The sequence below is a fragment of the Bacillus halotolerans genome (genome assembly GCF_001517105.1).
GTDB classification, from domain to species: Bacteria; Bacillota; Bacilli; order Bacillales; family Bacillaceae; genus Bacillus; species Bacillus halotolerans.
The window spans coordinates 491880-504451 of the sequence record NZ_LPVF01000012.1 but is presented as its reverse complement, the minus strand read 5'-3'; the positions used below and the strand labels follow the sequence as shown (position 1 = coordinate 504451).

General features: G+C 44.1%; 11 protein-coding genes and 2 pseudogenes. All 13 read left to right on the top strand.

All coding sequences use genetic code 11. The features are described 5' to 3' along the window. Positions 1–72 precede the first annotated feature (72 nt). The 13 genes and pseudogenes from queG to AU387_RS17780 all read left to right on the top strand — a co-directional run bounded on the left by queG (position 73) and on the right by AU387_RS17780 (position 12443). The gene (queG, locus tag AU387_RS17840) at positions 73–1218 is read left to right on the top strand and encodes a tRNA epoxyqueuosine(34) reductase QueG (protein WP_059336482.1); all 1146 of its coding nucleotides are present in this window, start codon (positions 73–75) and stop codon (positions 1216–1218) included. 79 nt (positions 1219–1297) lie between these two features. Then, a complete protein-coding gene (locus AU387_RS17835) occupies positions 1298–2227 on the top strand; it encodes an amidase domain-containing protein (RefSeq protein WP_082687951.1) in 930 nt (309 codons plus the stop codon). A 37-nt stretch (positions 2228–2264) separates the two neighbouring features. After that, positions 2265–2747 (top strand): tRNA (uridine(34)/cytosine(34)/5-carboxymethylaminomethyluridine(34)-2'-O)-methyltransferase TrmL, encoded by a 483-nt coding sequence (gene trmL / locus AU387_RS17830; RefSeq protein ID WP_081638260.1) that lies wholly within the window; start codon positions 2265–2267, stop codon positions 2745–2747. Between the two features lie 112 nt (positions 2748–2859). Next, complete coding sequence (locus AU387_RS17825; RefSeq protein ID WP_059336480.1) at positions 2860–3501, top strand: YhbD family protein; 642 nt, start codon at positions 2860–2862, stop codon at positions 3499–3501. After that, entirely contained in the window at positions 3492–4205 is a 714-nt protein-coding gene (locus tag AU387_RS17820) for a bactofilin family protein (RefSeq protein WP_059336479.1), read from the top strand. The genes AU387_RS17825 and AU387_RS17820 overlap by 10 nt, the downstream gene beginning before the upstream one ends. 12 nt (positions 4206–4217) lie before the next feature. Further along, positions 4218–4922: pseudogene (locus AU387_RS17815) on the top strand (hypothetical protein); the annotation flags it as partial. Between the two features lie 356 nt (positions 4923–5278). After that, a complete protein-coding gene (prkA, locus tag AU387_RS17810) occupies positions 5279–7174 on the top strand; it encodes a serine/threonine protein kinase PrkA (RefSeq protein WP_024120689.1) in 1896 nt (631 codons plus the stop codon). 179 nt (positions 7175–7353) lie between these two features. Beyond that, entirely contained in the window at positions 7354–8532 is a 1179-nt protein-coding gene (gene yhbH / locus AU387_RS17805; protein ID WP_059336478.1) for a sporulation protein YhbH, read from the top strand. Between the two features lie 159 nt (positions 8533–8691). Continuing rightward, a complete protein-coding gene (locus AU387_RS17800) occupies positions 8692–9156 on the top strand; it encodes a MarR family transcriptional regulator (RefSeq protein WP_044156656.1) in 465 nt (154 codons plus the stop codon). A 35-nt stretch (positions 9157–9191) separates the two neighbouring features. Further along, a pseudogene (locus AU387_RS17795) lies at positions 9192–9858 on the top strand (biotin/lipoyl-containing protein). Positions 9859–9898: 40 nt separating this feature from the next. Next, positions 9899–11503: an MFS transporter gene (locus tag AU387_RS17790; protein ID WP_059293177.1), complete on the top strand. Its 1605-nt coding sequence runs from the start codon at positions 9899–9901 to the stop codon at positions 11501–11503. Between the two features lie 22 nt (positions 11504–11525). Beyond that, complete coding sequence (locus tag AU387_RS17785) at positions 11526–12056, top strand: NAD(P)H-dependent oxidoreductase (RefSeq protein WP_044156653.1); 531 nt, start codon at positions 11526–11528, stop codon at positions 12054–12056. 12 nt (positions 12057–12068) lie between these two features. After that, positions 12069–12443: a hypothetical protein gene (locus tag AU387_RS17780; RefSeq protein WP_044156652.1), complete on the top strand. Its 375-nt coding sequence runs from the start codon at positions 12069–12071 to the stop codon at positions 12441–12443. The last annotated feature ends 129 nt before the right edge of the window (positions 12444–12572 follow it).

Below are 12572 nucleotides of genomic sequence, written 5' to 3'. Positions count from 1 at the left end.
CCAATTACGGGATATCAACCTATTATACAACGGCTTGTTGTTTTATCACAAAGAAAGGAGGCTGTGCAAAACATGAACGTTTATCAGCTGAAAGAAGAATTAATTGAATACGCGAAAAGCATTGGCGTGGACAAGATCGGTTTTACGACCGCTGATACATTTGACAGTTTAAAAGACCGTTTGATTCTTCAGGAGTCACTCGGATATCTTTCCGGTTTTGAAGAGCCTGATATTGAAAAAAGAGTGACGCCGACGCTGCTTTTGCCGAAAGCGAAATCAATCGTGGCCATTGCACTTGCTTATCCTTCGAGAATGAAGGATGCGCCAAGAAGCACGCGAACTGAGCGCAGAGGCATTTTTTGCAGAGCCTCCTGGGGAAAGGACTATCATGACGTCCTGCGGGAAAAGCTCGATCTTCTGGAGGATTTTCTGAGAAGCAAGCATGAGGATGTCAGGACAAAATCAATGGTCGATACGGGTGAATTGTCTGATCGGGCAGTGGCGGAACGGGCCGGAATTGGGTTCAGCGCCAAAAACTGTATGATTACAACGCCAGAGTACGGGTCTTATGTGTATTTGGCGGAAATGATTACAAATATACCTTTCGAGCCGGATATGCCGATTGAGGATATGTGCGGATCATGCACCAAATGTTTAGATGCTTGCCCGACGGGGGCGCTTGTGAACCCTGGACAGCTCAACGCTCAGCGCTGTATATCTTTTCTGACCCAGACAAAAGGATTTTTGCCGGATGAATTCCGCACGAAAATCGGAAACCGCCTGTATGGATGCGATACGTGCCAAACGGTATGTCCAATCAATAAAGGGAAGGATTTTCATCTGCATCCAGAAATGGAACCGGACCCCGAGATTGCAAAACCGTTATTGAAGCCGCTTTTAACCATCAGCAACCGTGAATTTAAAGAGAAATTCGGACATGTTTCAGGCTCCTGGCGCGGAAAAAAACCGATTCAGCGGAATGCGATTTTGGCGCTTGCCCACTTTAAAGACACCTCCGCACTGCCTGAACTGACGGAGCTTATGCATAAAGATCCGCGCCCGGTAATCAGGGGAACGGCTGCCTGGGCTATCGGGAAAGTCGGAGACAACACATACGCGGAGGAGCTTGAAAAAGCACTGGAAAAAGAAAATGATGAAGAGGCAAAGCAGGAAATTGAAAAAGGAATTGAATTGCTAAAAGCCGGCATGACTAAATAAGTCTTGTCCTGACATACGTATAGAGCAGAAGGAAAAAACACTTGAGATGCAGCCAAGTGTTTTTTCTCTATAAAAAAGTATGTCGGGTGGGGTGAGCTTGAAGCACATATTAGAACAACTAGCGGAGGAGCGTCTCAGCTATCTGGTCAACGGGCATGATCTGAGACAAGAGCCTCAAGTCGGAGACCTGGAAGTCATGGAACGAAAGAAAAAGCTTCTGGAAAAACGTAAGATTGAGATGATAAAGGCGAAAGCAAAAGCTGTCATTGACTATGTGCAGGTTGAGGATGACGGAACCGCCTGCATCAGGTATATCATACACTTCGAATATCTATACAAGGAGCAGGATGACAGTCTGTATATGGAAGAGCAGATAGAAGAAAGAGTCGCTTTTGTTTATGATCAAATTCTGATTAAGGATCAGGAAGTGATAAAAAAACCGGCGGGGTTTAGTGAAGGCCAAAGCATTATTGACTATTCACAGGAAGAAAGGGAAGCGTTTGGCCGAGCTTTTCAATATGACCGGCTCGGAGCGGTACAATATGCCGAAAAATATTGGAACAAGCGTAATCCGGCTTATAAAAATTTCAGTGATAATTGTACGAATTTTATTTCTCAGTGTCTTCATGCAGGGGGAGCGCCAATGCGCGGCCACCCGAACAGAGGATCTGGCTGGTGGATGAAACAAAGCTCTTGGAGCTATAGCTGGACGGTGGCGCACTCGATGAAAATGTATTTGACGAATTCCAAGGCCGGCCTTCGGGCGGTTCGGGTGAAATCAGCGGATGAGCTGGTGCCGGGTGATGTGATTTGCTATGATTTTGAGGGAGACGGCCGGTTTAATCACACAACGATTGTGGTGGCGAAGGACAAAGGCAATATGCCGCTTGTCAACGCCCAGTCCTATGACAGCCGGATGAGGTATTGGTCATACGAGGATTCAACTGCATACACACCGTCTATCCGATATGCCTTTTTTCATATCGTTGATGATACGACAAAAGAGTAATTAATGATATAATGATGGGCGGATAAGAAAAATAGAGGTGAACACAGTGGCATTACATGTCGTTTTATATCAACCAGAAATTCCTGCTAATACAGGGAATATCGCACGTACTTGCGCAGCAACAGATACAACGCTCCACCTGATTCGTCCGCTCGGCTTTTCAACTGATGATAAAATGCTGAAGCGCGCCGGACTTGATTATTGGGAGTTTGTAAACGTAGTGTATCATGACTCGTTAGAAGAATTGTTTGAGGCATATAAAAAAGGGCAGTTTTTCTTTATCACGAAATTCGGCCAAAAGCCGCATACATCTTTTGACTACACGGATATTGACGAGGATTATTTCTTTGTGTTCGGAAGAGAAACAAGCGGCTTGCCAAAGGAATTAATTCAAAATAATATGGACCGATGCCTGCGTCTTCCGATGACAGAGCATGTCAGATCGCTAAATCTGTCCAATACCGCAGCAATTCTTGTGTATGAGGCGCTGCGTCAGCAAAATTACCGAGATTTAAAATAGTGAAAAACCCGCTCATGTGTATGGGCGGGTTTTTTGTGTTATGGAACTTTATTCTGGGCTTAACAACGTAACAGTGTTATGTTACAATGTATCCATCAAAGGAGCTGGACTTATGGAAGATCAATTAATCTCTAAAAAAGAATTGCTTGAAGAAACATCCATCTCATACGGTCAGCTGTATCGATGGAAACGAAAAAATTTAATCCCTGAGGAGTGGTTTATACGTAAATCCACATTTACAGGGCAAGAGACGTTTTTTCCTAGAGAGGATATTTTAAAGCGCATTTCAATCATTCAAAAGATGAAAGAAAATTTGTCTTTGGATGAGATGCGGGAGATGCTGTCACCGAAAATGAAGGATGTGAGCATGACAGCTGATGAATTGCTGACGAAAGGTTTGATATCAAAGCCGGCTCTCCATGTCTTTTCAGAAGGCGGAGCAGACACGGTGTTTTCTTCTCGGGATCTGTTGTCGCTGTATGTGCTTGAAGGGCTTTTACAATCCGGAAATGTCAGCTTGGAAGAAGCGAAAATGGCTGCTGAGGTATTGAGAAAGTATGATACAGCGGAGATCAAGAAGCAGACGGAACTGATCATTTTACGCAAGCTGGGTGTAACGACTTGTTTTATAGCGGCTGCCGCAGACAGCATCCTTTTTGAGTCGTCCGTCAAGATTGTCGAAAGAGTGGATTTAGCAAATGCTTCAGAGGAACTAAAGACAAAATATATGCAGGAGGGCCATCAATGGAAATAATAGATAATCTGGTGATAAACGGTACAGGGAGTTCAAAGGGCGGAAAATTTCAATCAGTTGAGATTAATGGCAGCGGAACCGTGGCCGGAGACGTGGAGTGTGACTCTTTTTCATTTAACGGGACCGGTAAAGCGGATGGGAGCGTCAAGGCAAAAACAGTAACCATCAGCGGTTCAGGGAAAATTCATGGGGATGTTGAAGCAGAATCCATCCGCATGAATGGAACAGGCTTTATTCAAGGTGATACCGCCGCTAAACAATTGAAGGTTGCGGGATCGTCAACATTTGGCGGAACAGTCAAGGCTGATGACATTGTGATCACCGGAAAGGCGGTCATGGAAGCTGATTGTGAAACGGAAACATTTCAGACCGAAGGCAAATGCAAAGTCAGCGGCCTTTTAAATGCTGATCAGGTGAATATCAAGCTTTCTTCCGGAGAGAGTTATGTGCGGGAAATCGGCTGCCGCCATCTTCAAGTGACGGGCAGAAAAGGGATGCTGACATTGCTGAAGCTGATGCCGACCCCTGTGTTAACGGCTGAACTGATCGAGGGGGACGTGATTGAGCTGACAAATACGAACGCCAAGACTGTGCGGGGAAATACAGTGAAAATCGGTCCGAACTGCCGGATTGAGACCGTGGAATACAGCGGTGATTATACTTGTGATCCGAACGCTTCGGTAGGCATGTACACAAGAATGTAAGGAGGATCATATGAAACGGTAAAATTAGGGAATTTAAAATTATATGGTGCCGGGCACGCTGCGGGAGGCGCCTATCACCATGTCAGCATCAAAGGTGAAGGTACGGTTGGAGAAGGACTGTCCGCTGCAGGCTGCCGCATATACGGCACAGGCCGTTTTCTCGGGAACGCGGAGACTGAACGGCTGAAAGTATTCGGAGAAAGCGAGTTTGAAGGCGATTTGACTGCGGACAAAATCAGTATATATGGGACGATGCAAGTCAGAGGCGCTCTTCATGTTGGCCGATTGAAGCTGAAGGGTCTGACTGAGGTCGGCGGCAATATGGCAGGGGATTCGTGCGAAGCAAAAGGAAAGCTCAGCGTGAAAGGCGATTGTGAAACCGAATCGTTTCATATCACTGGCTGTGTGGACGTAACAGGTTTGCTGAATGCAGGTGAGATTGATATCGGATTGAGCCATGATGCCAGCCGGGTCCGGGAAATAGGCGGAACGTCCATTACAGTAAAAAAACGTGCGCGCTTTTTTGCGCGAAAAAAAGCGAAACTAACTGCGGAGCTGATTGAAGGAGATAAAATCTATTTGGAAAATACCGAGGCGGCGGTTGTCAGAGGGAAAGAAGTCGTTATCGGGCCAGGCTGTAAAATCGGCACAGTTGAGTTTGAAAACAAATGCGAATGCGATCAGCATTCAAAAATGATGAAAAGAATTAAGTTGTAAAACATTGTTCTGTTACAAAGAAAAAGGGTGCTCTCAGGAGGGAGCACCCTTTTCTTTTTATTCTTTTCCCGGCTTGCTATCGTACCCTGCGGTAAAAATTGATACTAAAAAAGTGACAATGACTCCCATCATGATGATTGTTTTCACCGTCTCTCCCCCTCTTCAATTTTTCCTGCTGTCCGAGTCTGGATGATTCTGTATTTTCTTTATTATGAACGCACGCAGTCTGCCTTGTCAACGCTGTATAAGGTATCTTTATTTTAAGAAACCAAAGCATGTATCACGAGCTGACGGCATAGATTGTATCAAAGTACCTTTTTTTGCACAGCGCATCAAACATGATAGAGGAGGTCCTTATGGATATATTAAAGAAAATTGAAAAGTACAGAGAGGAAGAGCAGCGTCTGAAATGGGAAGGAACATTCGCTGATTATTTGGAGATTATTAAAGAAAATCCAATGGTCGCGCAATCTGCTCATTCTCGTGTTTTTAATATGATAAAAGACAGCGGGATAGAGGAGATTGACGGACGGAAGAAGTACAGCTTTTTTGACCGCGAGCTGTTCGGGCTTGAAGAATCCCTCGAGCGCCTTGTGGAAGAATATTTTCATCCGGCAGCGAAAAGGCTTGATGTCAGAAAGCGGATTCTGCTTTTAATGGGCCCTGTGAGCGGCGGTAAATCAACGCTGGTCACGATGCTCAAAAAAGGTCTTGAAGCGTACACGCTGACGGATAATGGTGCTGTATACGCGATTAAAGGCTGCCCGATGCACGAGGACCCCCTTCATTTAATCCCTCATCATTTGCGTGAGGATTTTTACAGAGAATACGGCATTAGAATAGAAGGAAGTCTTTCACCATTAAATGTGATGAGGCTGGAGGAAGAGTACGGGGGGCGTATTGAAGATGTGAGGGTGGAACGGATCTTCTTTTCTGAGGATAAGCGTACAGGAATCGGCACCTTCAGCCCGTCTGACCCGAAATCTCAGGATATTGCCGATTTGACGGGAAGTATTGATTTTTCAACCATTGCCGAGTACGGTTCTGAATCTGATCCGCGCGCCTACCGGTTTGACGGAGAGCTGAACAAGGCGAACCGAGGCATGATGGAGTTTCAGGAGATGCTGAAATGTGATGAGAAGTTTCTCTGGCATTTGCTCTCACTGACACAGGAAGGGAATTTTAAAGCCGGGCGATTTGCGTTAATTTCTGCTGATGAGCTGATCGTAGCTCACACGAATGAAACGGAGTATCGCTCATTTATTTCTAATAAGAAAAACGAAGCCCTGCACTCCAGAATTATTGTGATGCCTGTTCCTTATAACTTAAAAGTGTCTGAGGAAGAAAGAATTTATGAAAAAATGATCGCAGAAAGTGATGTATCGGATGTTCATATTGCTCCTCACACCCTTAAGGTCGCCGCGATGTTTTCAATCCTTACCCGATTAAAAGAGCCGAAGCGGTCTGATATTGATCTGGTGAAGAAAATGAGACTGTATGACGGAGAAAGTGTGGAAGGCTTTAATTCAGTAGACGTTGAGGACATGAAGAAAGAATATAATGATGAGGGGATGAGCGGAATTGACCCGCGCTACGTGATCAACCGCATTTCTTCAACCATTATCAGAAAAAATATGGAGTCGATCAATTCCCTTGATGTTCTCCGTTCTTTAAAAGAAGGACTTGATCAGCATCCGTCTATTTCAAACGAGGATCGGGAGCGGTACTTGAATTTTATTTCCGCAGCACGTAAGGAATATGATGATATTGCGAAGAAGGAAGTCCAAAAAGCGTTTGTGTATTCATATGAAGAATCAGCCAAAACGCTCATGGATAATTATCTCGACAACGTAGAGGCTTATTGCAATAAAAATAAGCTGCGTGATCCTTTGACAGGGGAAGAAATGAATCCGGACGAAAAGCTGATGAGATCGATTGAAGAACAGATCGGCATTTCCGAAAATGCGAAAAAAGCGTTCCGCGAAGAAATCTTAATCCGCATCTCCGCGTATGCGAGAAAAGGAAAGCGGTTTGACTACAATTCCCACGAAAGACTGCGTGAAGCCATTCAGAAAAAATTGTTTGCTGATTTGAAGGATGTCGTTAAAATTACGACCTCAACGAAAACGCCTGATGAGCAGCAGCTGAAGAAAGTAAATGAAGTCGTCGCCCGTTTAATTGATGAGCACGGCTACAACTCGACGAGTGCCAATGAGCTGCTGAAATACGTCGGCAGCCTGCTGAACCGATAAGCAAGTGACCCGTCCGAACAGGGCGGGTTGTTTTGTACCATTTTCTAAATAGTTTGTCAATTAACTGTAGTGATGCGCATATGATGAATATAAATCTTTCCGAAAGACTTGTTTCATAATCTGGCACAAGCCGGAATAGGTATGTATCACGACCACAAATGGTTAAGGAGGGGAAATTCATGTCCCAAAATGACAGCGGCCATTTTTTGATTTCTGAGGAAAACTGGTCCCTCCATCGCAAAGGCTTCGATGACCAGCAGCGCCACCAGAAAAAAGTACAGGAAGCCATAAAAAACAATCTCCCGGATCTCGTAACCGAGGAAAGCATTATTATGTCTAACGGCAAGGATGTAGTGAAAATTCCAATCCGCTCATTGGATGAGTATAAAATCCGCTATAACTACGATAAAAATAAACATGTAGGGCAAGGGGACGGGGACAGCCAGGTTGGAGATGTGGTAGCCCGGGACGGATCAGACAAAAAGCAGGGGCCGGGTAAAGGCCAGGGAGCCGGAGATCAGGCAGGCGAAGATTATTATGAAGCAGAAGTTTCACTAATGGATTTAGAAGAAGCGCTTTTCAAAGAATTAGAGCTTCCGAATCTTCAGCAAAAAGAAAGAGATGATATCATCCACACGGATATTGAGTTTAACGATATCCGTAAAACAGGGTTAACCGGTAATATTGATAAGAAAAGAACAATGATGTCGGCTTTTAAACGCAACGCGATGACAGGGAAGCCGTCTTTCTATCCGATTTATCCGGAGGACTTAAAATATAAAACATGGAATGATGTCACGAAGCCTGAGTCAAAAGCTGTCGTGTTAGCAATGATGGATACGAGCGGCAGTATGGGCGTGTGGGAAAAGTACATGGCGAGAAGCTTCTTTTTCTGGATGACCCGCTTTTTACGGACGAAATATGAAACAGTTGAAATTGAATTTATTGCCCATCATACAGAAGCAAAAGTTGTGTCTGAGGAAGATTTCTTTTCAAAGGGAGAAAGCGGCGGAACAATCTGTTCTTCCGTATATCGAAAGTCGCTAGAGCTGATCGATGAAAAATACAGCCCCGCCCGTTATAATATTTACCCTTTTCATTTCTCCGACGGCGACAATCTCACATCTGATAATGCCCGGTGCGTGAAATTGGTGAATGATATTATGAAGAAAGCGAATTTGTTCTGTTATGGCGAGGTCAATCAATACAATAGACACTCGACGTTAATGTCGGCTTATAAAAATGTGAAAGACGAGAAATTCAAATACTATATTTTAAAGCAGAAGTCAGACGTTTTTCAGGCGCTGAAGAACTTTTTTAGAAATGAAGAAACTGGCATCAGCCATCAATTATCCTAGTGAAGAGCCCATTTCAGGGCTTTTTTTTATTTAAAAAAAGTAAGAAAGCGATTACGAAAAAAATAAGAAGAAAAAAGGAATTTTTCCTTTGACAAATCTTCTTTCATTTATTAATATTTTATCTTGTGAACTATTATTGAGGAATGAGGTGAAAAGGAGTTGACTGAATCAGAACGTGCTTTGCTCACTTTTGAACAGCTCTTCGATACGTCTCGGTCTATCTATAAAAAACAGAAGAAGATATTGGAGATTGTGCTTGAGCCTTTTGATATTACAGTCCTTCAATATTTACTGATGTTTAAGATTCATCAAAGCGGAAGCACGCCGCTCAGCAAGCTGGCCATGTCTCTTGATCTTAAGCCTGCTTCTGTGACCCGGATGACCGATATCCTATATAACCGGCAATTGATGAATCGATATGACAGTCCGGATGACCGCCGTATCGTCATGATTCAGTTAACCGAAGAGGGGGAAGAACTTTTACAGAAAGCCGCTGTGCAATACGCAAAAATGGGCGCGAGCCTGTATCAGAAGCTTGACACGTCTCAGCTTCAATATTTGCGTAAGCTTGCCGGGAGTTTATCAAAACTCGCTGAAGGCTGTGCAGAAAAAAGCGGTAATTGAAAACTTCCCACATATTTTCACCAGCTTTCCACAAAATGATAGAGGAAGAAACGAAAGGAGAAAAACAAAATGAACAGAGGACGTTTAATTCTGACCAACATTATCGGTTTGATTGTTGTTCTTGCAATTATAGGCGGAGGTGCTTACTACTATTATCAAAGCACAAACTACGTAAAAACAGATGAAGCAAAAGTAGCCGGCGATATGGCAGCTATCTCAGCTCCAGCAGCAGGTAAAGTATCCGATTGGGATCTTGAAGAAGGAAAAACAGTGAAAAAAGGCGACACAGTTGCAAAAATCAAAGGTGAACAAACTGTTGATGTGAAATCCATCATGGATGGAACAATTGTGAAAAACGAAGTGAAAAACGGACAAACCGTACAGGCTGGTACAACAATTGCGCAAACGATTGACATGGACAACCTGTACATCACAGCAAATATTAAAGAAACAGATATTGCGGATATTGAAGTAGGAAATAGTGTAGACGTAGTCGTTGACGGAGATCCTGATACAACTTTTGACGGTACTGTAGAAGAAATTGGCTATGCGACGAACTCAACTTTTGATATGCTTCCATCTACAAATTCAAGCGGAAACTACACAAAAGTAACGCAAAAAGTTCCTGTTAAAATTTCAATCAAAAACCCATCTGATAAGGTGCTTCCAGGTATGAATGCATCTGTTAAGATTTCTGAGTAAAACAGATCAGTCATCAAACCATGAAAGGAGGTTGTCTTAGATGGCTAGAGGCAAAGAAAAAAATACAAAAAGCCCTATGACATTGCTGATTGTGCTAATGGCGGGTTTGTTTTTGGCAATACTAAACCAAACATTGCTTAACGTCGCAATGCCGCACTTAATGACAGAATTTGGCGTAAGTGCAACGACGATTCAGTGGCTGACAACAGGTTACATGCTTGTTAACGGCGTATTGATTCCGTTATCTGCCTTCCTGATTACACGTTTTGGCCAACGGAGTCTCTTTCTCGTCGCCATGTTCTGTTTTACGCTCGGTACGTTAGTCTGCGGTATCGCACCTAACTTCTCTGTAATGCTGATCGGCCGTTTGATCCAGGCCGTGGGCGGAGGTATCTTGCAGCCGCTCGTTATGACAACCATTCTGTTAATCTTCCCGCCTGAAAGCAGGGGGAAAGGAATGGGGATTTTCGGACTTGCGATGATGTTTGCTCCAGCGGTCGGCCCGACTCTTTCTGGGTGGATTATTGAGCATTACACATGGCGCATTATGTTTTACGGACTTGTGCCGGTCGGCGCAATTGTTATCATCGTGGCTTTCTTCATCTTTAAGAATCTGGTGGAGCCGCAAAAAATCAAACTCGACACACTTGGAGCGATCCTCTCAATTGTCGGTTTCGCATCCTTATTATACGGAGTCAGTGAAGCGGGTTCTGACGGCTGGACCGACCCGGTTGTACTGTCTACAGTTATAATCGGCGTCATTGCAATTATTGCTTTTGTTGTTCAGCAATTGCGCCATGATGATCCGATGCTTGATTTCAGAGTGTTTAAATACGACATTTTCTCACTCTCAAGTGTTATTAATATCATTATTACAGTGGCACTTTACACTGGTATGTTCCTGTTACCGATCTATCTGCAAAACCTGGTCGGATTTACGGCGCTTCAATCCGGTCTGCTTCTGCTTCCAGGTGCGATCGTGATGCTGATCATGTCACCGATCTCTGGTATTTTGTTTGATAAATTCGGCCCGAGACCGCTTGCGATTATCGGTCTGGTCGTGACAGTGGTGACAACATTCCAATATACGCAATTGACCATCGATACACCGTATACACACATTATGCTTGTATACTCAATTCGCGCATTCGGTATGTCACTCTTAATGATGCCTGTCATGACAGCCGGGATGAACCAGCTTCCTGCCCGTCTGAACAGTCACGGAACGGCGATGAGCAACACGCTCCGCCAAATCAGCGGATCAATTGGAACAAGCTTAATTACGACGATTTATACAAACCGCACGACATTCCATTATTCACAAATTGCAGATAAAACAAGCACGGCGGACCCGAACTTCCTCCATGCGTTCCAAAATGCAGTTTCGAATATAATGGTGAATATGAATGTGCCTTATGAAACAGCGAAAACGTATGTTTACTCACATATTTATAAACACGCGACACTCGATTCAAACGTCATGGGGATTAATGACGCCTTTATGTGGGCGACATTATTCTGTGTGGCAGGTGTGATTCTCAGTCTTTTCCTGCGTGATGTCAGAAAAGATAAATTGCGTGCGGAGAAAAAGAAAAAAGAGGAGCTTTCATTGCTTCCGGCTCCAAAAGAAGTTAAGGAATCTTAAACTGTACAGGGAGGTTTCCTGAATGAAAATTTATGTAGTGTATGACAGTGAAGGCGAACATACAAAGGTATTGGCAGAAGCGATTGCTGAAGGCGCTCGGGAAAACGACGCGGCTGAAGTATTCATCGACCACGTAGATCAGGCGGATATCCGCCAGCTTAAAGACATGGACGCGATTATTTGGGGATGCCCCGGGCATTTCGGAACAATCAGTGCAGGTTTGAAAACTTGGATCGACAGACTCGGCTACTTATGGGCTGAAGGCGAGCTGATCAACAAAGTCGGCGCAGTATTCTGCACAACGGCAACAACACACGGCGGCTTGGAAATGACAATGCACAACTTAATCACGCCAATGTTCCACCAAGGGATGATTGTTGTCGGTTTACCTGGCAATGTGCCTGAAAACGCGCTGTACGGTTCTTACTACGGAGCGGGCGTCACTTGCCCGGTAGACAGTGATGAGTTAATGTCTGAGGAAGGTATCCAGCTGGGCCGCGCATTAGGAAGACGCGTCAGCCAAGTCACAGGAAACTTAACAGCCGGACAGTAAGGAGAGGTTAAAATGGCCATTATTATAGCAATTATTGCTGCTGTCATTGTGATTGCGGGCCTTATCACGTATAACGTCCGCAACGCCTCTGCTGGACTCGAGAAGCGAGAATCAGCTGAAAAAATCGCCCCTCCAGAAGAGGAAGAAAACGAAGCACAATACCCTGCTGAAGCAAGGGCTGCTGAGCATGTCCCAGCCGTTGTAAAAACTGACTCTGAAAAAGAGAAAAGTGACTCAATTGGGGATGACTTCTACAGGCAGGCGCTTCAAAAGTTTAAGCATTCTGAGGAAGATCAGAAAGACAAAGAGGTCACTGAACAAAGTGACAAAATGCAGGACAGCAGTTATCGTGATGCGCTGCTCTCCATGAAAAATAAAAAGAAATAATATCCAAAGGCAAATCCGTTTACTCATGGCGGGTTTGCTTTTTTTTTATGCTGTTTAAATGCATAAAACTTGGTTTTTTATAAAATAAATCCATGGAATATGTTGTATTTCAAAAAGTTCTAGTGTACT